This window comes from Flavisphingomonas formosensis, from assembly GCF_009755815.1.
GTDB classification, from domain to species: Bacteria; Pseudomonadota; Alphaproteobacteria; order Sphingomonadales; family Sphingomonadaceae; genus Flavisphingomonas; species Flavisphingomonas formosensis.
In genome coordinates, this window is the sequence record NZ_WRPK01000003.1 from 283,743 (window position 1) to 303,274 (window position 19,532).

Annotated in this window: 16 protein-coding genes; 3 read left to right on the forward strand and 13 right to left on the reverse strand. The window is 65.5% G+C overall.

Translation table 11 applies throughout. The features are described 5' to 3' along the window. Positions 1-12 precede the first annotated feature (12 nt). The 9 genes from GQY20_RS10760 to GQY20_RS10800 form a co-directional block, all read right to left on the reverse strand. On the reverse strand, positions 13-1,581 hold the full coding sequence (locus tag GQY20_RS10760) for a sensor histidine kinase (RefSeq protein WP_157217075.1): 1,569 nt from the start codon (positions 1,579-1,581) through the stop codon (positions 13-15). After that, positions 1,578-2,285, reverse strand: a complete 708-nt coding sequence (locus GQY20_RS10765; protein WP_232475991.1) for a response regulator transcription factor — start codon at positions 2,283-2,285, stop codon at positions 1,578-1,580. Before GQY20_RS10765 ends, GQY20_RS10760 begins: the two co-directional genes overlap by 4 nt. Positions 2,286-2,356: 71 nt before the next feature. After that, the gene (locus GQY20_RS10770) at positions 2,357-3,871 is read right to left on the reverse strand and encodes a DUF4153 domain-containing protein (RefSeq protein ID WP_157217076.1); all 1,515 of its coding nucleotides are present in this window, start codon (positions 3,869-3,871) and stop codon (positions 2,357-2,359) included. A gap of 118 nt (positions 3,872-3,989) precedes the next feature. After that, a complete protein-coding gene (locus GQY20_RS10775) occupies positions 3,990-5,396 on the reverse strand; it encodes an efflux transporter outer membrane subunit (protein ID WP_157217077.1) in 1,407 nt (468 codons plus the stop codon). After that, positions 5,393-6,274: an efflux RND transporter periplasmic adaptor subunit gene (locus GQY20_RS10780; protein ID WP_157217078.1), complete on the reverse strand. Its 882-nt coding sequence runs from the start codon at positions 6,272-6,274 to the stop codon at positions 5,393-5,395. The genes GQY20_RS10775 and GQY20_RS10780 overlap by 4 nt, the downstream gene beginning before the upstream one ends. Then, a complete protein-coding gene (locus GQY20_RS10785) occupies positions 6,271-6,489 on the reverse strand; it encodes a DUF1656 domain-containing protein (RefSeq protein ID WP_157217079.1) in 219 nt (72 codons plus the stop codon). The genes GQY20_RS10780 and GQY20_RS10785 overlap by 4 nt, the downstream gene beginning before the upstream one ends. Then, a complete protein-coding gene (locus GQY20_RS10790; RefSeq protein WP_157217080.1) occupies positions 6,486-8,525 on the reverse strand; it encodes an FUSC family protein in 2,040 nt (679 codons plus the stop codon). Before GQY20_RS10790 ends, GQY20_RS10785 begins: the two co-directional genes overlap by 4 nt. Beyond that, a complete protein-coding gene (locus tag GQY20_RS10795) occupies positions 8,522-8,875 on the reverse strand; it encodes a MarR family winged helix-turn-helix transcriptional regulator (RefSeq protein WP_232475992.1) in 354 nt (117 codons plus the stop codon). The genes GQY20_RS10790 and GQY20_RS10795 overlap by 4 nt, the downstream gene beginning before the upstream one ends. Positions 8,876-9,458: 583 nt before the next feature. Further along, positions 9,459-10,400, reverse strand: a complete 942-nt coding sequence (locus tag GQY20_RS10800) for a LysR family transcriptional regulator (protein WP_157217081.1) — start codon at positions 10,398-10,400, stop codon at positions 9,459-9,461. A gap of 179 nt (positions 10,401-10,579) precedes the next feature. Between GQY20_RS10800 and GQY20_RS10805 the strand changes: the two genes are divergently transcribed. The 3 genes from GQY20_RS10805 to GQY20_RS10815 are packed head-to-tail and all read left to right on the forward strand — an operon-like array spanning position 10,580 to position 14,672. Then, complete coding sequence (locus GQY20_RS10805) at positions 10,580-11,674, forward strand: HlyD family secretion protein (protein WP_232476017.1); 1,095 nt, start codon at positions 10,580-10,582, stop codon at positions 11,672-11,674. Then, positions 11,671-13,197, forward strand: a complete 1,527-nt coding sequence (locus GQY20_RS10810) for a DHA2 family efflux MFS transporter permease subunit (RefSeq protein WP_157217083.1) — start codon at positions 11,671-11,673, stop codon at positions 13,195-13,197. Before GQY20_RS10805 ends, GQY20_RS10810 begins: the two co-directional genes overlap by 4 nt. 2 nt (positions 13,198-13,199) lie before the next feature. Continuing rightward, positions 13,200-14,672 carry an efflux transporter outer membrane subunit gene (locus tag GQY20_RS10815; RefSeq protein ID WP_232475993.1) on the forward strand — a complete coding sequence of 491 codons (1,473 nt, stop codon included), beginning with the start codon at positions 13,200-13,202 and terminating at the stop codon, positions 14,670-14,672. Between the two features lie 3 nt (positions 14,673-14,675). On the opposite strand, the gene GQY20_RS10820 is transcribed toward GQY20_RS10815, so the two are convergent. The 4 genes from GQY20_RS10820 to GQY20_RS10835 form a co-directional block, all read right to left on the reverse strand. Continuing rightward, on the reverse strand, positions 14,676-15,536 hold the full coding sequence (locus GQY20_RS10820; protein ID WP_157217084.1) for an ion channel: 861 nt from the start codon (positions 15,534-15,536) through the stop codon (positions 14,676-14,678). Positions 15,537-15,546: 10 nt separating this feature from the next. Then, complete coding sequence (locus tag GQY20_RS10825; protein ID WP_157217085.1) at positions 15,547-15,927, reverse strand: VOC family protein; 381 nt, start codon at positions 15,925-15,927, stop codon at positions 15,547-15,549. A gap of 145 nt (positions 15,928-16,072) precedes the next feature. After that, positions 16,073-17,326: a hypothetical protein gene (locus GQY20_RS10830; protein ID WP_157217086.1), complete on the reverse strand. Its 1,254-nt coding sequence runs from the start codon at positions 17,324-17,326 to the stop codon at positions 16,073-16,075. A 16-nt stretch (positions 17,327-17,342) separates the two neighbouring features. Next, positions 17,343-19,505, reverse strand: a complete 2,163-nt coding sequence (locus tag GQY20_RS10835) for a TonB-dependent receptor (RefSeq protein ID WP_198350907.1) — start codon at positions 19,503-19,505, stop codon at positions 17,343-17,345. Between the last annotated feature and the right edge of the window lie 27 nt (positions 19,506-19,532).

Sequence of the window (19,532 nt, forward strand, 5' to 3'; positions counted from 1 at the left end):
GCCGCGGGAGAGTCAGGTTCGGCGCGGCAGCATCACGTCGAATGTCGCGCCGGCCCCGTTGTCGACCAGGTGGATCGATCCGTTCGCGGCATCCAGCAAGGACCGGACGATGGCGAGACCGAGACCGCTTCCTCCCTGTGCCCGACGCGTGGTGAAGAAGGGCTCGAAGATGCGTGCACGGTCGCCGGCTGCGATGCCGGGGCCGTCATCGCTGATTCGAAGTCGGACCGCCTCGTCTTCGGCGCGGGCCTCCAGCAGCGCGTGACGCGCGCCGGCCTGGCGGCTGTTCTGGACGAGCGTGACCAGGATCGCCTCCAGCATGGCTTCCGGCACGGCCACGAGTGGAACGTCTCCGGAAGCATCCACGTCGATCGAAAAATTCCCGGCCGCCAGCGCATCTGCGACTTTGGCGAGAATGGTAGGCAGATCGGCGCGCGCATCCGATCCCACCCGCGCCATGTCCGCCCGCGCCAGCTCGAGCAGGCGGGTGACGAGCGTTGCGAGCCGTTCGGCGTCCGCATCGGCATTGGCGAGAAAGCGCCTGCGCTCCTCCGGCGCCATCGCGGCATCATGATCCTGCAGCAGTTCGATGACGCCACGGATCCCGGCAAGCGGGGTCTTGAACTCGTGGCTCATGGCATGCGCGAAATCGCGCAGGTAACGGGAGCGATGCTCGATCGCCTCGGCCATCGCCGCAAAGTCGAGATAGAGCCCCTGTATCTCGATCGCGGCGGTCTGCGGCGGATCGGGCACCTGGCCGCGTCCGGTCGCCACCTCTCGCGTCGCGGCACCGAGCGCCTCGATCGGCTTGGCGATGCCGCGGGAAAGCACGCCGCTCAGCAGCACCAGGATCAGGAGGATCGCGGCCATGCCGAGCAGTATCTTGCCCCGATCCTCATAGATGCCCTTGAAGAGCGCACGGGCGGAGCGCGACAGCAGCAGCACGCCGACGACGTGGCCTTCGACCACTATTGGCCGCGCATGGTGGACCCGTATCGCCGCCGCGCGAGACAGCCATTCGAACGGATAGCGCGCGCGATAGGATTCGTTGCGGCGAAGCACGGTATCGGGACGGCCGGCGAGGGCGGCACGCACCTCCGGAAGGGCGGCATAGCTTTTACCACTCTCCATTCCGGTGACGACCCGGCCGCTGCCATCGAGGAGGACGATCGCGGCGAGCGTGGTGCGCCGCGTCGCCGCGAATATTGGCGCGAGCTGTTGCCCAGCGCCCAGCGCGACGGCATCCGCGAGGCCGGGCACTACGGCGGGGCTTGGCCGCGGGGGAAGGATAGGCGTCGCATTCAGATCGATCCGCGGCGGCTCCGGGCGGACGTCGTAGCGGCCGACCAGGGCTGGCGGCGGGGCACCTGGCCAGAGCAGTTGCGCCGCGGAGGCGAGCGCTGCGCCTTGCGCAACCAGTTCCGCCTCGGTCTGCCGCACCAGCGTATTCTCGTAGACACGCAGGAAGACCGCGCTGACCCCTGGAAGCGCTGCGACGAAGAACAAGCTGAGAAACAGGATGGTGCGCAGGTGGAGCGGCGGCCAATGCCGCTTCACCCACGCCTTGCAGCGCGCGATCACCCCGCCTTGCCGGTGCAGGTGCCGAGCCGGTAGCCGATGCCCGCCCGCGTCTCGATGAGATCGCCGCCGCCGGCCTCCGCGAATTTCGCGCGCAGATTGCGGACGTGGCTGTCGATCGTGCGATCCGTGATCGCAAAGCCGGGGCCGTGCAGCCGATCGATGATCGCGTCACGGCTGAACACCTTGGCCGGCATCGAAGCGAGGGTGCGCAGGATCGAGAATTCGGTGACGGTGAGGGGGATTTCGTCGCCGGACCAGGTGGCTCGCCAGCCGTCCAGATCGAGCAGCAGCTGCCCGTGCCGGATGACGCTGGTGGCCTGATCTGTCGCCGGCGGGTGGGCGGCCGTCCGCCGCAGGATCGCCATCACGCGCGCGACCACCTCGCGCGGGGAAAAGGGCTTCACCACATAGTCGTCGGCGCCGAGCTCGATGCCGATGACCCGATCGATCTCGTCGTCGCGCGAAGAAAGGAACAGGATCGGCATGTCGCCGTCACGGCGAAGCTGGCGGCAGACCTCCAGCCCATCCATCTTCGGCATGTTGATGTCGAGTATGACGAGATCGGGCTCATGCGCGGCAACCGCAGCGATCGCCGCTTCGCCATCCTCGGCTTCAATGGCGTCGAGGCCGGCCTTGCCCAGAGCGAAGACGAGAAGCTGGCGGATGTGAGGATCGTCGTCGACGACCAGGATGGTGCGCGGCATGGGGCATTGGACCATTGTTGCGGCGCGCGCGTCAACGGCGCGATGCGATCTATGGGGCTTGGTCATGGCGTTCACGCGTCCTCACCGTCGGCGCGGACGATGGATCCGTCACAGTCGCGGCCATAAGGCGCGGCGCGTGGTACGAGCGGATGGGGGCCGAGCGCCGCGCGCGCCGCGGCGAGCCGGCGGGCGCCTCGCCAGGTCCACTGATGCCAGTCGGCCTGGCGCGCGGCGAGCCCGGCGAGCAGATCCACGCGGATCGCGGCCGCGCGGTCGCGCAGTTCCGTCTGTGGTGCGTGCCGTTCGACATCGATCAACGGAAGCAGTGCGGAAGCGCCGAGGTCACGCAGATAGCAGAGATCGAGCGGCTGCCCCCTGCCACCCATCTCGCGGGCATGGCCCACGTTCCAGCGCGCCGAGATTGCGTCGACGTCGGCGAGGCTGAAGCCGGTGAGGACGATCGCGGCGGCAAGCGCGTTGGCATTGATCAGCCAGCGTGCACTATGTCCGGCCAGCAGCCGCCAGCAGACGAGCAGAAGGCCGATCGCGACCAGCGCCATCCACAGCAATGCGGAGATACGGAAGAGGGTGAGCGAGAAGGACTGCACATAATCCCAGGTGCGCAGGATGCTCGACGCGACGAGCAGCAGATTCTGCCCGATCCACAAGACGAGGAGGGAGCGGATCGCAGGATTGCGCGCGGCCTTGGTATCGGGCCGGAGGAGCGCGAGCACGAACAATGCGGCGAGCAGCACGGTGCAGATCAGCGTGTAGGCGCCGCGATGCGCATAGCCGGCCAGCGTGATCGTACCCGGCAGTGGCGCACCGCTCCACAGGAAGAGGAGATCCAGCGCATTCTGGATTGCGAAGATCAGGTTGAAGGTGACGAGCGAGAGCAGCAGCGAGGGGACCGGCACCTGCAGCCAGGCGAGGTCCGGTCGGGCGATGTCGGTGAACAGGCCGGTCACTCGCGGATGCGGACGCAGGCTCGGCCAGATCAGCAAGAGGACGGCCAGGCAGAAACAGACATGGGTCAATATGCTCGGCGCCGAGGGCGTGGGAACAGTGGCGATGGCCTGCCCGATGATCGGGTTCGCGTCGGCGAAGAGCAGCACGAACAGAAACCCGCCCAGGATCGGAAGGGCGAGCAGACTGGTCGCAGCCCTGGCGCTGAACCGGCCGTTGAGCCGAGGCAAATGGAGCAACCGATGCACGTCCCGGAACAGGTGCGGAATCCCGAGCGCGACATGGCAAAACAGGCGCTGCATCCAGAGAAACGCATCGTCGAAGCGCTGCCGCGGCATCAGCACGGCCAGCGTACCGGCCACGATCCCGATCAGGCAGCCGAGCAGCGTCGGCTCCTCGATCTGCGCTGCGGACATCAGCAGCGCGACGAGAAAGGCGATTTGCGAGCCGCGATCACCCCGCGCAGCCGGCAACGCGAGGATCAGAACGAGGATATGGAGGAGGCCGAACAGACCGATCGTCGATCCGCTGCCTTGCCAGAGAAACAGGATATCGGCGACTATGGCGAGCAGGATCGCGCCGGCTGCCTTTCGCCAGAAGCTGTAGGATATTCGGAACATTGCGGTCTCCCACCGTTTCCGATGGGAGATGCGGGCGCGTGGTGGAGGCACCGCTGCGAGCGGCTTGTGATTGCAGCGAGAAGATCGTGCAGATCCGGTGCAGGCACCGACGTCGCCGCTATTTCTCCCAGCCGCCGCCGAGTGCGAGGAACACGTTGATCTGGCGATCGACCAGTGCGGCACGCGACGATGCCAGCGTCGCTTCCGCCTCGGCCAGCTGGGCCTCGACCGTCAGCACGCTCAGGACATCTGTCCGGCCGTAGCGGAACAGCCGGTTGGCCTGGTCGGTGGAATGGGCGGCGTCGTCCCGCGCCTTTTCCAGTGCTTCGTCGCGGTCGATCTCGCGGGCATAGGCGGACAAGGCGGTTTCGGTCTGCCGCAGTGCCTCGATCACCGTGCCGTCGAACTGCGCGAGCGAAGCGTCGGCAACGTCGCCCGCTGCGGCGATCTGCGCATGAAGCAGCTTGCGGTTGGGAAATGCCCAGGAGATAAGCGGCCCCGCAAAGGCCCCGAAGCTCGCGCCGGTCGCGAAATTGGCGATCGAGTTGGCGAAGCCGGCCGAGCCGGAGAGCGTCACCTGCGGATAGAGCTTCGCGGTTTCGACGCCGATGCCGGCGGTGGCGGCAGCCAATCGGCGTTCGGAAGCGCGAATATCCGGACGCCGCCGCAGCAAGGCGGCGCCATCGCCGACCGGGATCGGCTGACGCAGCGTCGGCGGGGCGGCGCAACTTTCCAGCTCGCGAGGATAGTCCGCCGGCGCGCGGCCCATCAGTGCCGCGAGTTCGAACAGCGATGCCTGTCTTTGGGCCAGTATCTCGGGGATCGCCGCAGCGCTCTTGTCTGCCGCGGCCCGCGCGCGGGTGACGTCGAAGGAGGTGCCGCGCCCGCCTTTGAAAAGGCGGGTCATGGAGGAGAGGGTGCGGTTCTGGATATCGAGCACGCGCTGGGTCGCCGCGAGCGTCACATTCGCCGTGCAAACCCCTGCGTAGCTGCGTGTGACAGCAGCCGCGACGGTGACGCGGACCTGGTCGCGCGCGGCCTGCACGGCCTCGGCATCGTCGCGTGCCGCCTCGATGCCGCGCTTGATGCCGCCGGCCAGATCGAGGGGGTAGGAAATCTCGGCGCCGAGCTCGGCGGTATATGGCAGGTCGAGCGGCACCGTCAGCGTATAGCCGCCCACCCGCGCCGCGAAGGCGCCGCCATCGATCCGGGTCTGCACCGTGCGCCCGGCCTCGACCTGGCGCACCACCTCGCTGGCGCGGCGAAGATTGGCGTCCGCGGCGCGCAGATTGGTGTTGGCGGCAAGCGCCTCCTGCACATAGGCATCGAGCCGGGGATCGGCATAGAGCCGCCACCAGTGATCGGGCAGCGGGGAGGGATCGAACGCCTTGTCCTGCCCCGCGACGAAGGCGCCGTTTGCAGCCGGCGCCTTCACCATCGCCTTCTCCGGCACATGATAGTCAGGCCCAGCAGTGCAACCCGCGAGCATCAGTGCGGCAAGCCCGACGGTGGAGGCGATCCTCATCGACGGACGCCCTGCGCAGGCAGGATGGTCACGGTGGCGGTGCGGCCGGCGATCAGCTGTGTTCCTGGCGGCATCCGGTCGACATGGATGCGCACGGGAATGCGCTGAGCGAGGCGCACCCAGGAGAAGGTCGGATCGACGGCGCGCAACTGATTGGCGGTATTGCTGCTCTGATCGTCGGCAATGCCGGCCGCGATGCTGTCGACATGGCCGTCAAGGTCATGCTCGTCGCCCATCAGGCGGATGCGCGCCTTGTCGCCTACCCGGATGTGGTGCAGCTTCGTTTCCTCGAAATAGCCTTCGATACGGATCGAATCGGTATCGATCAGCGCCATCGCCTGCGATCCCGCGCCCACAAAGTCGCCGGGATGCAGATCGAGATTGGTGACGATACCGTTGACCGATGCCTTGACCGCGGTGCGGCGCACGTTGAGCTCGGCGGTCTGCTTCGCAGCCACTGCAGCTTCGAGTGCAGCCTGGGCGGTCTGCACCAGGGCGACATTCTGCTCGTGCGTTTCTGTGGCGACCAGATCGCCGAGCGCCAGGTCGCGCCGGGCGACCTTCTGCGCCTGAGCGAGCTTGGCCCGCGCGCTGGCGATGTTCGCATCGGCCGTTCCCAACGCGTCGGCATAGCGAGGCATGTCGACCACGAAGAGCAGATCGCCCTTGTGCACCGTCTGGTTGTCCTTGACGGCAACCGAGGTGACGAGTCCGCCGACGTCCGGCGCCACTCGCACGACATCGGCGCGCACATGGCCGTCGCGTGTCCAGGGATCGGTTTCGTAGCGCCGCCACAGCCAGAGCGCGACGAACAGCGCAAGGATGACGAGCAGGAGCGTGGCTGCCCAGCGGGCGAGAAGAGGCAGATAGCGGTTCATGGCGTGGGAGGTCCGTAAGGCGCGCTGAGAAGGACGAGCAGGCCGAGAAGGAAAACGAACAAGGTGATGTCGACGAGCGGCCGATAGGCGACGAAGCGATACGCGCTCAGCAACGCCAGCAGGCGGGTGACAAAGCCGGTGAGGATGAGCGCAAGCAGTGCAAGGAGCAGGAGAGCCGGCACATAGACGCCGGCGATAGAGATTTCTCCGGTCATGCCGGCGCTCCCGCATAGGCTGGCGCCGCCGGAAACAGATTGCGGCGCAGGCTGGTGAGGAGGACGAGGCCCTGGCGCCGCCGTTCGGGCTCGGTATCGCGGGCGAAGGCATCGACCGCGCGATCGATGTCGGCGAGCAGGCTTTCTTCCGGCGGTATCGGTGCCAGCGGATCGAGGGTGCGATAATGCCGGCCGACGCCGGCAAGGGAGGCGCTGATCAGGGCCCGTTCCTCGGGGGTGGCGATCTTGCTGAGCGTATCGAGGTCGCCGGCGACCACGCCGGTGCGCAGATCGTTGAGCGCATCGAGCAACGGCTTACCGGGATCCTCTTCCGCCGCCTTCATGCGCGGCGCGAGCAGGCCGACGCGATCGAGCATGCGGCTGCCCCAGCGAGCCTTGTCGGCCGACCGGCCTTCAGCGCGACGTGCGACATCGCGGAAACCCGCCCGCAGCAGTCGGGCAACGGCCTGATCGGCGCCGAGCGTCTGGAACAGGCCGACGGTGATGACCGCGAAGGCGGTGCCGATGATCTGTGCGATCGATCCGTTGATGAAGGGAGCGAAGCCTGCCTCGTAGGTAGCGTTCAACCCGACGGAATTGAGGAATCCGAGCAGCGCTCCCAATGTGATCAATGTGAGGGGCGGACGGGCCAGCATCGATCCGAGCAGCAGCAGGGCGGGCGCGAGCACGGCGGCGAGCGTCACGAAATCGGTGACGCGCGGCAGGATCGCATAGGCATAGACGGCTGCCGTCGCGATGCCGATCACCGATCCCAGCAGGAAGGCGCCGATCGCGCCGCCGGGATCGTCGGCGCTGCCGAACAGCGCGCAGCAGACCCCCGCGATCAGAACCGCACCCGCGCCGTCCGGCCACGCTGCGCCGATCCAGAAGGCGCTGCCGAGCACGATGGTTGCGATGGTGCCGAGTGCCGCGCGGATCGCGATGCCGCGATCGCGGTGCAGCGCGCGGCCGCTGGCGTTGGCGAGCAGCATGGCCACTTCCGGAGTGAGCGCGCGCGAGGTGGGCGAGCGGATCTGGTCGCCGAGCTGGCGCGCGTCGCGATGCGTTTCGACGAGCTCGGCGAGGCGCGACAGCAGGTTGAGGAGTAGCATGTCCCGCCAGACCCAGCCCTGCTCTATCTCAGGTTCGAGCGTGCGGGCTTCGGCGATCAAGTCGGCGGCGGTTTCGGTGCGATCCGCGTGGCGGACGCCGTCGCCGAGCCAGGTGCAGGTGCGGTCGACCAGCGCCTGCACCGCGTCCGGTACGCCGCCACATCTCGCCTTGAGCTCCGCCAGCCGATCCTCGACCACGCTGGCGAGCGGCAGCAACAGGGAGATTTGGTCCTGCAGTGCCCGCACCGAACGCACGCGCGGCAGGAAACGGGCGGTATCGAAGGGAAGATGGGTCGAAAGCAGGTGCAGTTCGCTGATGTCGATGGCGAGACGGCGGCGTTCGCGATCCAGGATCGCATCGCGTGCGCCGCTCAATGCATCGCGCGACCAGCGTTCGCCATCGGCGAGGATCGCCTCGATCCGCGCAAGCAGCCGGTCCGCGACGGTGCGCGGGAAGACGACACCGTGGACCAGGCTGCCGCACAATATGCCGATGGTGATTTCTTGGACGCGCAGGATCGCGGTGTTGAAGATGCTGCCCGGCGCCGCGACGCTCGGAAAACCGATGATGCTCGCAGTATAGCCGGCGAGCAGGAAGATATATGCGCGCGGCGTGCGATCGAGCAGCGAGACGTAAAGGCAGAGGCCGAGCCAGAGCGCCAGCGCAAAGCTGAGCACGGCCGGCTCGTTGACGAACGTGGGGACGAGTGCGACCGCGGCCGTGGCGCCGAGCATAGTGCCGATCAGCCGATAGACTGCCTTGGAGAGAACGGCACCGGCCAGCGGCTGGGCGATGATATAGGAGGTGGTGACAGCCCAATAGGGCCGCGTGAGCCCGATGCGCAGCGCGATCCAGTAGGCCAGCATCGCCGCCATGAAGCACTTGACGGCGAAAAGAGCTGCCTCACCATCCGCGATCTTCATCGCCGGCTCTCCCGCTGTCCTGCGATGCGGGCGTCGATCCGATCGAGCACGGCGTTCACCGCCGTCAGATCGGTGTCGCTCACATCGGCCAAAAGAGTAGCACGAAGCGCGGCAAAAGCTTGCTCGATCTCGGCAGCGAGCGCCTGGCCGGCGGGTGTCAGCGACAGGCGGTTGGTACGGCGATCGGCGGCATCCGGCGTGCGGAGCACCAGCGCGTTCGCCTCCAGTTGATCCAGCTGCCGCACGAGAGAGGCGCCGCTGATATCGAGTTCTTCCGCAAGCGCGCCCTGCCGCACGCCGTCCCCCATGCGCGCGACCTGCAGCACCACCCATCCTGCGGCATTGGACATGCCTAACCTGCTCAATGCAGCATCCGCAGCCGCACGCCAGCGACGCGCGATCGGCAATAACCGCCGCGCGAACTGCGCCTCTGCTGTTGCACGATGGAAAACCATTAGCATGCTAATGATATCAGTTGTGGTTATTTGCAAGAGGGCGAGCGCACAGGGACGAGCCATGTCCGTTTGCCGTCGGGGTAGCTTTCGCGACTGAACAGCGGGAAGAGTGACATCATTAATTAATTGAAATAATTATATAATTACTCTTGCCACGTCCATTTATGTGCGTGATGGAGTATCTGCGGTTCGAAAATGCGGCGGCGTCTAAGCGGCCAACCGGGTGCCCGTGCGCGCAAACTTATGGCCCGCGGCGGCAGGGTGGTGGCAGGATTAAGACGAGATCACCTGCGCGTGACAGCGATTTCAGATGTGTCCTGGGCGGGGCTGGCCTAAGAAAGGCGTACCGAGCGTGTCTCGGGTCCGCACCCTCGTTCAGATCACCCCCTGTTGATCAAGCCCCAAGCAGTCGAGGGTGCGGACTTCTTGCCTTGGCGCGGTATCGCGCAGCAACTCCCCTTATCGCCACGATGTTCGATCAGATGTTCGCCGCCGTATCGTTGGCGATCTCGCCGATTGCTGTGCGCAGCCAGGCGAGGCCCGGATCCTCGCGCTGGGTGGCGTGCCACAGCATGGAGAGCGAGACTTGGGTGGGGGCCGTAGCAGTGCGCAAGATCGCAATCTGGTCGGCCTCGGCATATTGCTGGACCGCGCGGCGTGCGACCAGAGCGATGAGATCGGTCCGCGCGACGGTGGCGATCGCCGTGCGGGAGTCGTAGACGGCCATAGCGCTCTCGCCGCCGTGAAGGGCCTCGGTGACGGCCTGCGAGGCGCTGCTGCGGAAGGTATCGCCGATCGGAGTGAACACGCCGAGCTCGGTGCGCACGCCGCCTGTGACGATAACGACCTGGCGGTGCAGGGCGATTTCCTCCGCGCTGACGGTGCGGCCGACGAGCGGGCTGGAGCGGGCGGCGATCCATACCATCTCTTCTTCGAAGAGGGGTTCGACGATCAGCCGGCCCGGCATGTTCGAGAATGCGCCGAGCGCTATGTCGATTGCATTGCCATCCAGTGCGGCAACCAGATCGTCGCTGATTGGAAAGACGCGTAGTGAGATGCCGGGCGCGGTGGTGCGCAGCCGTTCGACCAGCGGGGGCACGAGAAGACTGCAGAAATAGGTGCCCGCCGAGAGCGTGAAGCGGCGAACGGCATGAGCCGGATCGAACAGGGAAGGAGCCAGCGCGTTCTGCAGCCGGACGAGCCCTTCGCGCACGCCACCGGCGATCTCGATCGCCCGAGCGGTGGGCTGGAGGCCGTGCGGCGAGCGCACGAAGAGCGGATCGTCGAGTTGGCGGCGCAACCGGCCGAGCGCGTGGCTTATCGCAGATTGAGTCAGGCTAAGCCGTTCGGCGGCGCGGGTTGCGTTACGCTGCTCCATCAGCGTGTCGAATATGCGCAGGAGATTGAGATCGAGGTCCATGATGAACCTTGTTCATATCAGATTTGATGGCTTGTCATTGGATTTATATCCAGGATCGCATTACGGGATATTGAGGGCGCCGTTGCGCGCCGTGCTACGCAAGGGCCTAAAATTTGGCAGATGATTCCACAGTTCTCGAAGCGAATGACCGAGTTTCGAACGCAACTCACTATAAGGAGATTTCGGTCGACGCTGATGGGGAAGAAATTTCGGCGCGCGCGCGGCTGCGCGGGCCTCTGCTGATAGCGGCGCCGATCGTCGCGTTGCTTGCCGCTCTGTTCGTCTATCTGCATGGCGGCCGATATGAATCGACGGACAATGCCTATCTGCAGTCCGGCCTGGTCTCGGTAAGCGCCAATGTGAGCGGCCCGGTGGTGGCCGTCACCGTACGCGAGAACCAGCTGGTGAAGGCGGGGCAACTGCTGTTTCGCATCGATCCCTCGCCCTATCAGGCAGCGGTCGACGAGGCGGCGGCGCAGCTTGCCGACGCACATACCCAGATCTCCGCGCTGCAGGCGAATTATCGGCAGGGCGAGGCGCAATTGCAGACCGCGCGCGACAATCTCGCTTATGCGGTGCGCGAGGCGGCGCGGCAGAAGGAGCTGCTGGCGGAGGGCATCTCTTCCCAGGCGCAATATGATCGCGCGATCCTGGCGGTGCAGACCGCACGGCAGACGATCCAGACCACCCAGCAGCAGAATGCGAGCGTCGCGGCCTCGCTGTCCGGCAATGTCGCTCTTCCCGCCGAGCAGCAGCCGGCGGTCAAGAAGGCGCAGGCGGCGCTGGACCGGGCGCGGCTCAACCTCGGCTATACCGAGATCCGCGCGTCGCAGGACGGCATCGTCACCAAGGTGAACCAGCTGCAGGTGGGCGACTATGTGTCGGCGTCCAAGCCGGTCTTCACGCTGGCCGGGCGCCGGCTGTGGGTAGAAGCGAATTTCAAGGAAAATCAGCTGCGCTACATGCGGCTGGGTCAGCCTGTGGCGATCAAGGTCGATGCCTTTCCGGACCTGAAGCTGACTGGCCGGGTGGAGAGCTTCAGCCCCGGCACGGGCAACAGTTTCGCGCTGCTGCCGCCGGAGAATGCGACCGGCAACTGGGTGAAGGTGGTGCAACGCCTGCCGGTGGAGATCCGCATCGATGCCGTGCCGGCGGACATACCGCTGCATGCCGGGTTGAGCGTCGAGGCAACAGTCGATACCGGCCATCGCCGCCGCTTGTTCGGCGCCGACACGCCACCCGTGACACCGCAGGCCAGCCAGCCGGCGCGATGACCCCAGCCTATCCGGAGCCGGCATCGCGGCGCCTCATCACGGCATCGGTGATGGCGGCGACGGTGATGAATTCGCTGGACAGCACCATCGCGAACGTGGCGCTGCCTCATATTCAGGGCAGCGTGGCGGCGTCGGCCGACGAGATCACCTGGGTGCTCACCTCCTATATCGTCGCGGCGGCGATCTTCACGCCGCTGACAGGCTGGCTGGGCAGCAATATCGGGCGCAAGCGCCTGATGCTCTGGTCGATCGTCGGCTTCACCATCGTCTCGGGCCTTTGCGGAGTTGCCACCAACCTGGACGAGCTGGTGCTGTTCCGCCTGCTCCAGGGCGTGTTCGGCGCGGCGCTGGTGCCGATGAGCCAGGCGATCCTGCTCGATATCAATCCGCCCGAGCAGCATGGGCCGGCCATGGCGGTCTGGGGCATGGGCGCGATACTGGGGCCTATCATCGGGCCGGCTCTTGGCGGCTGGCTGACTGACAATCTCAGCTGGCGCTGGGTATTCTTCATCAACCTGCCGATCGGCGCAATCGCCTTTGCCGGCCTCTATTTCTTCTTCTCCGAGAAGCAGGAGGGGCAGGGCGCGCGGCTGGACCTGTTCGGCTTCGCGACGCTCGCGCTGGCGATCGGCTGCTTCCAGCTGATGCTGGACCGCGGCCAGACCAAGGACTGGTTCAGCTCGGCGGAAATCTGCATCGAGGCGGCTGCGGCCGCTTTTTTCGCCTATTTGCTCACCGTGCATACGCTGACCGCGAAGGCGCCGTTCGTCGATATCGCGATGTTCAAGGATCGCAACTTCCTGTTCGGATCGCTGATGGGTTTCTTCCTCGGCGTGCTGCTGTTCGGCGTGCTCGCGCTGCTGCCGCCGATGCTGGAGACGCTGATGGGCTATCCCGTGGTGCTGACCGGTCTTGTCACAGCGCCGCGCGGGCTTGGTACCCTGCTGTCAATGTGGCTGGTCGGCCGGCTGGTCGGCAAGATCGATGCGCGGCTGCTGATCCTGGTCGGCTTCTCGCTGGCGGCCTATTCCATGTACCGGATGAGCGGCTTTTCGCTCGGTATGGACGAGAGGCTGGTGATCACCTCCGGCTTCATCCAGGGGCTGGGCACGGGGCTGGTGTTCGTCCCGCTGGCGACGCTGTCCTTCGCGACGCTCGACACGCGCTATCGCAATGAGGGATCGGCGATGTTCACGCTGATCCGTAACATCGGCTCGGCGGTCGGCATCTCCGTGCTGCAGGCGATGACCATTCGCAACGGCGCGACGGTGCACGCCCGGCTCGTCGAGGCGGTACGGCCGGACAATCCGGTGCTGGCGACGCGCGTGCCGGATTTCGATTTCGCTTTGCCTTGGGTGGTGGCGCGGATGAATGCCGAGATCACACGGCAGGCATTGATGGTGTCCTATATCGACGCCTTCTGGCTGCTGTTCGTGCTGACCGTCGCGGTGACGCCGATGCTGCTGCTGATGCGCAAGCCGCGGCACGCCTCGACCGACGACATCCTCCTGCACATGGATTGACCGTGACCCGTCTCGCCCTTCTCCTCCTGTCCACCGCCGCGCTTGCCGGCTGTATGGTCGGTCCGGATTACGAGCGTCCCGCGGCTCCGGCTGCTGCGGGCTATCTGGCGCCGGCCGACACGCGCCCGCCGGTAGAAGGCGCTCCGCAGACGCCGGTTGCAAGTGGGCCGGGCGTGCGCTGGTGGGAAGCGTTCGGATCGCCCGAACTCAATGCCCTCGTCGACCGGGCCATGGCCGGCAACCAGTCGCTGAAGGCAAGCAATGCGACCCTGGCCGCCGCGCTGGACCGGGTGCGTGCGACGGCGGGCCGGCAGCTTCCGCAAGTGGACGCCAATACACGGATCGAGCAAGAGCAGGTAAACCTCGCCGCATTCGGCTTTTCGGGGGCGGGATCGGCCTTTCCTGGAGGCAATCCGGAATTCCATCTCTATTCGGTCGGAGGCGGAATCAGCTATGATCTCGACTTGTTCGGCGGGCTGAAGCGGCAGACCGAGCGCAGCGCGGCACAGGCGGAGGCGCAGCAGCGCCAAACCCAAGCGGCGCATCTCGCCATCGCCGGACAGGTGGTGAACCAAGTCCTGACCATCGCCGCAATCCGCGCCCAGATCGCCACTGCCGATGCGCTGCTCGCCGAAGATCAACGCAATGTGGATCTGACCGAGAAACGGCGGCGCGCCGGTGAGGGCACGCTCGTCGAGGTGCTCAATGCGCAGAGCCAGTTCACCGCGGACCGCGGCGAGATACCGCAGCTGCACCAGCAGCTGATCGAGGCGCGGCATATGCTGGCCATTCTCGTCGGCATGGACCCGGCCGCGCTGGGCCCGACCGACTTCGATCTCGATCGGTTACGCCTGCCGGCGAGCGTGCCGGTGTCGCTCCCCTCAGAGCTGGTGCATCGCCGGCCGGACATATTGCAGGCCGAGGCGGATCTCCACGGCGCGACGGCGGCGATCGGCGTCGCGACGGCACGGCTCTATCCCGACATCTCGCTTGGCGCGACGCTGAGCCAAGGATCGCCGACGACAGGCAATCTCTTCAAGGATGCGTTTCGCGGATATGATCTGTTCGCAGGTCTGACCGCGCCGATCTTCCATGGCGGCACGCTGAAGGCGGAGCGCGACGCCGCTGTGAACGAAGCGAGAGCAGCCTCGGCCACCTATCAGCAGACGGTGCTGAGGGCATTCGGGCAGGTGGCGGATCTGCTCGCCGCGATCCAGAGCGACGCGCGCTCGGTGTCTAACCAGCGGGAGTCGGTGGCTGTCGCGCAGCGATCGCTGCATCTTTCGCGGCGTAGCTTCGAGGTGGGCAATTCGGGCATATTGCAGGTGCTCGATTCCGAGCGGCTGTACCAGCGGGCGACGTCCGGCCTCGTCCAGGCCCGGGCGCGGCAATATCTGAACGTCGCGCGCCTCTATGTCGCAACCGCGGGTGGCTGGACCGGCGGTACCGTGGAGAAGGCGGCCGCCGCCAACTGAGGATCAGCCGGCGATCGGCCGCGCATGGTGCAGCTTGGTGAGATCGAGCTGCACCACGCCGTCTACATCCCCAATCGCATCGACGAACTCGTGATCGGGCAATATGTCTTCCCGGCGATAGAGCTGGCTGCCGATCGACTGGGTGGCGAGCAGCGTGTCGACGCCGATCACGGTGACGGTAAGATTGAATCGCCGCATGTCCTGCAGCGCGGCGGCCATCGGCGAATCCTCGTCCAGTAAATGGATCAGTGTCCACGCGAGGCCGAGCATCGGATTGTGCGGCCGGACGAGCGGCAGCTCGACCAGCCGGCGCTGGATACGCCCATCCGGGCCCTCCTGCTGCTCGAGCCAGGAAACCTGGGCGCTCACGTCCGCCAGCGGGCGGGCGCGGGTGGAAGCGACGCGCACCATGAGCGCGGGCATGCCGTCATGCCGGCCGATAACGGCGATGCGGCTGAACAATATGCTGCCGCGCGGGCGGGCGAAGCGCGCGAAGATCAGCCCCGTCATCGTCGCCGAGAAGAACAGGCCGGCAAGAATCTCAAGGGCAGCGATGCCGTGGCCGAGCGCGGTGGCGGGCGTCATGTCGCCGTAGCCGACGGTGCCCAGCGTCTCGACCGAGAAGAAGAAGCCGTCCAGCAGCGAGCCGGGTGCGACGTTGCGGATCGCCCCGGGCAGCATCGCATAGACCGTGCCGAAGAATAGGTTGATCAGCAGGAAGACGAGTGTCGTGAGCAGCGCGAAGGCCGGCCAGCTCATTTCCATGATGCTGTAATAGAGATCGCTGAGTGCGGAAGGCGCGCCGATCTTGACCGCGCGGAAGCCACGGAAATCTACGGTCTGACGACGAGGGCGCTGCGACATGGCTCGCCGGTCAGCGCGCGCCATAGGGCCGGGTGATGATCTCCAGCAGATGCCGATTGGGATCTTGAAAATAAAGGCCGCGGCCGCCGTCATTATGATTGATCTCGCCGCGGCGCGTACAGGCGGGATCGGCCCAATAGTCGAGCCCGGCAGCGGATATCCGGGCAAAGGCGGTGTCGAAATCCTCTTCGTCGATCAGGAAGGCATAATGTTGCGGCGAGACGGTGCCGTGCTTCTCCATGAAATCGAGTGAAACGCCATTGTCCATGTCGACGACATGGAAATGGGCGAAGGTGCGCGGCGCAGGGCGGCCGAGGACGCCGGCGAAGAAAGCGGCGGTGGCCGGCTGATCGTTGCACCATATGATGATGTGGTTGAGTTCGGTGGCCATGATTACGCCTCGATCCTGACGAAGCGGTACCCATAACGCATGGCGCGGCCGAATGGGATGATGAACGGGGCCGAAGGAAGATCGCGATCCAACGCGAAATCCGGGTCGTCCGGAATGATCCGCAGCCGTCCGATTGCCGGTCCGGCTATGCCATGACGCGCAGATAGGCTGCGCGGCGAGCGGCGAGTTGTTGCCGTCGGAAGAGTTCTGTCGCCCGCGGAGTGCCGGACGGTATCGCCGTCTCGAGCGTATCGAAGGAAACGAGGCGTACGTTCAGCTTTGGCGACTCGGCGCCTTCCTTCTGTGGCGGAAGGCCGATCCAGCGAATGAACATCACGCCTTCGTGCAACCCGTTCGGGTCGATCCAGTTGACGATGCCCGGGTCCCGGGTCGAGAGCACGAAAGTATAGCTGCCGTCGGGATTGGGCGCGGACCAGGGCGTACCGAGATTGACCTGATGGCCGAGAATATCGCCGAGACCGCCCCACAGATCGCTGACCGGCACCGTAGCATAGGCGGCTCCGGCGAGGGTGAGCGAGACGACCAGCGCCTCGTCGTCGGCGATGCGATAATGGCCCGGGGAATAGGCCTGCGCGACCGAATACATGCTGTGCGACTGGACGCGCGGCGGGGCGAAGACGTTGACCGGATTCTTCAGCACGAAATTGCGGGTGACGAAGATCAGATCGTCCACATGTTTCCGGATATGCCGTTCCACAGTGCCGAGCATGTCCTCGAAGGAACGGGGCGGCCGCGAGGGGGAAGGGCCGACGCGCTCGATCCGCAGAGCGACGGGGGCCTCCGTCGCGGCATCACCGATCACGTCGCGCAGCAGCAGCTGGAAACTTTCGCCGTTTGTCTGGAAATGATTGGGTCGCCCGTCCGCGGGATCGGGATCGACGCTGATCGTGAAGCTGCCGTCCGGGGCGATCTGGAGATCCGTCAGCGAGACGTTCTTCTGATAGACCTGGTCCGCGGTCAGCATCGCATATTCGCAGACCAGCGGCCCTTTCTCCGGCACCTGCCCGTGGAGCAGATAATAGGATTCTCCGTCGATCGGCACGAAGCGGTAGATATAGTCGGGATTGGGGTGCGCGCTCTTGGTCGCCGGGATGGCGCTGCCGTCGGTCTCATGCGCGAAGCGGGCGAAGGCATGGAGGCGGGGATAGAGCGGATCGTCGTTGGCGGCATTCATGAACCCGCAGAAGGCGGCCTGTTCATATTCGAAGTCGAAGCGGGCCTGATGCTCGGCGTTGGGCTTCATCTCGTCGATCCAATGCCGCGCCACTCGATCGACCGCCGCGGCAGTGCGGGGATCGGTACGCAGGCGGGCGGCGATCCGTTCCACTGCCTCCTGATCCTCGGTAGCGAGAAAGGGTCGGGGCTCGGACGGCTTCATCGCATGCTCCCTGGATTCAAAAGGCGAAAGACAGTTCCACACCGATCGTGCGCGGTGCGGCATAGGCATAAGCGGGCGAGAGGAAACCCGAAATCTGCGAACCGGGTGCCGTCGAATAGACGACGTGGCGGCTGTTCAGGACGTTCTTGCTGAACAGCGACAGGTCCGCCGGCTTGCCGAACAGGTCGCGATGCAGCGTGATGCGGCCGTCGAGGTTCGAGAAGCCCTTGGTTCGATAGAATAGATTGCCGGCCACGGCTGGGCCGGCGCCGGCCGTGTTCCAGACTTTCGCCTTGTAGCTGTAATCGGCGCGCACGCTGAGATTGCCGAAATCGGACCGCACCACCGTGTAATCGGCCGACAGGTTGATGCTGTGCTTCGGCGCATAGGGGATGCGGAAGAGCGGCGCCACATTGCTGCCGTCAGGCGCGGTCACGCGGTTCACCTTGGTATCGAGGAAGGCGTAGGAGGCGTCCAGCCGCAGATCGCGTGTCGGTGCAGCCGACAATTCGGCCTCCAGCCCCTTCAGCGTCGCGCGGCCGGCATTCAGTGTCGCGGTGATCGTGGGATTGGTCGGATCGAGCGTGAGATCGAGCTGGATATCCTTATATTTGTTGTAGAAAGCCGCGAAATTGGCGCGCAGGCGACGGTCGAACAACTCGGTCTTCAAACCGATCTCGAAGCTCGTCAGCGTCTCCGGACCATAGGTTTTCGTGAAATCCGGCGTCGTCTCGCTGGAGCCGCCCGCGCGATAGCCGGTCGAGACCTTGGCGTAGCTGTTGACCTTGTCGCTCCAGCGATAGCTGGCGGTGAAGGACGGGTTGAAGCGGGTGAACTTCTGATCGTTGCGCGTGCCGATCTCGACTATGAGACCGTTGAAATACTGATCCCGACTGGCGCTGCGCTTGTCCCCGGTAACACGCGCGCCGGCGGTGAGATCGAGCCGGTCGCCGAGGATCGGCGGCGTGAAGGTGAGTTGGGCATAGGCGGCTTTGGAAATGGATCGGGCGCGGATCGCATAGTCGCTGACGATATTGCCGAGCGCCAGGTTGAACTCCTGATCATGACGGGCCTTCTCTCGGTAGTAATATAGCCCGAACGTATATTTGATGCGATCGTCCCAGGCGGAACCGACCGCCTGCAATTCCTGCGAGAATTGCTTGCTGAGTATGTCGTTCGTCGAGTTGAGTGGCGTCAGATAGACTTCCAGCGTGTCCTGATAGGAATAGGAATGGAAGTAGCGGATGCCGGTAATCGAACGCAGGGTGAGGTTGGGCATCGCCTTCCAGTCCAGAGTCATCGCATGGTCGCGAATATTGACATGGGATTTGTGGAGCGTCGCCGGCCGATAGGCATGATCGCGGCGGGCCTCGTAGATCAGGCCCGGATAGATTTCCAAGCCGTCCAGCGCCGGGCTTTCCAGCAGCATCGGTGTCGCGGTGATGCGGGCCACCTCGAAGCTGTAGTCGGCGGTGAAATCGCTGTCCGGGCGCCAGCGTGCGGCGATGCGGCCGCCGACATGCCGTTCGGTGTTGTAGTTGTTCGTGTCGGGCACGCTCGGATCATGCTGGTTCTTGCCGAAACCGTCGTCGCCGCCAACCGCCAGCGTGCCCTTGATCGCGATGTTTGCGAATTCGGGCAGGTCGACATTGGTGATGCTGCGATACTGGTTGCGTGAGGCGTAGGAGGCGAGCTGGCGGACGCCGAACTCGCCGCTCGGCGCGCGGCTGATGATGTTGATCGCGCCGCCCGTGGTGTTGCGTCCATAGAGCGTGCCCTGCGGCCCGCGCAGCACCTCGACGCGCTCGACATCGGCCAGGTCGAAGATCACGGTCTGCGGGCGGGCATTGTAGACGCCATTCTCATAGACGCCGATCGCACCGTCCTTGGTGATCTGGATCGGATCGCCGAGGCCCATGCCGCGCATGAAGAAGAAGAGGGTGGTGCTCGTCGTCGAATAGGCGGCCTGATAAAGGGTCGGTGTCGCCTGGACGAGACCCTGGACGGTATTGATCCCCTTCGCCTGCATGGCTTCGCCGGACAAGGTGGCGATGGCGATCGGCACCTTCTGCAGATTCTCGCCGCGACGCTGCGCGGTGACGACGATGTCCTGGATGCCGGCACCGGGCACGGCGGCGGTGCTCTCCGAAGTCTGTGCGTGCGCGGTCGCCGGCAGCATGGCCACCGCTCCCATGAGCAGACGTGC

Excerpts from the sequence above, each read along its gene's own strand:
- GQY20_RS10800 (WP_157217081.1), bottom strand. The coding sequence starts at position 10,400 with ATGGACCTCGATCTCAATCTCCTGCGCATATTCGACACGCTGATGGAG.
- GQY20_RS10770 (WP_157217076.1), bottom strand. The coding sequence starts at position 3,871 with ATGTTCCGAATATCCTACAGCTTCTGGCGAAAGGCAGCCGGCGCGATC.
- GQY20_RS10820 (WP_157217084.1), bottom strand. The coding sequence starts at position 15,536 with ATGTCGCAGCGCCCTCGTCGTCAGACCGTAGATTTCCGTGGCTTCCGC.
- GQY20_RS10780 (WP_157217078.1), bottom strand. The coding sequence starts at position 6,274 with ATGAACCGCTATCTGCCTCTTCTCGCCCGCTGGGCAGCCACGCTCCTG.
- GQY20_RS10830 (WP_157217086.1), bottom strand. The coding sequence starts at position 17,326 with ATGAAGCCGTCCGAGCCCCGACCCTTTCTCGCTACCGAGGATCAGGAG.
- GQY20_RS10835 (WP_198350907.1), bottom strand. The coding sequence starts at position 19,505 with ATGCTGCCGGCGACCGCGCACGCACAGACTTCGGAGAGCACCGCCGCC.
- GQY20_RS10825 (WP_157217085.1), bottom strand. The coding sequence starts at position 15,927 with ATGGCCACCGAACTCAACCACATCATCATATGGTGCAACGATCAGCCG.
- GQY20_RS10810 (WP_157217083.1), top strand. The coding sequence starts at position 11,671 with ATGACCCCAGCCTATCCGGAGCCGGCATCGCGGCGCCTCATCACGGCA.
- GQY20_RS10795 (WP_232475992.1), bottom strand. The coding sequence starts at position 8,875 with ATGTCCAATGCCGCAGGATGGGTGGTGCTGCAGGTCGCGCGCATGGGG.
- GQY20_RS10765 (WP_232475991.1), bottom strand. The coding sequence starts at position 2,285 with ATGCCGCGCACCATCCTGGTCGTCGACGACGATCCTCACATCCGCCAG.
- GQY20_RS10775 (WP_157217077.1), bottom strand. The coding sequence starts at position 5,396 with ATGAGGATCGCCTCCACCGTCGGGCTTGCCGCACTGATGCTCGCGGGT.
- GQY20_RS10785 (WP_157217079.1), bottom strand. The coding sequence starts at position 6,489 with ATGACCGGAGAAATCTCTATCGCCGGCGTCTATGTGCCGGCTCTCCTG.
- GQY20_RS10790 (WP_157217080.1), bottom strand. The coding sequence starts at position 8,525 with ATGAAGATCGCGGATGGTGAGGCAGCTCTTTTCGCCGTCAAGTGCTTC.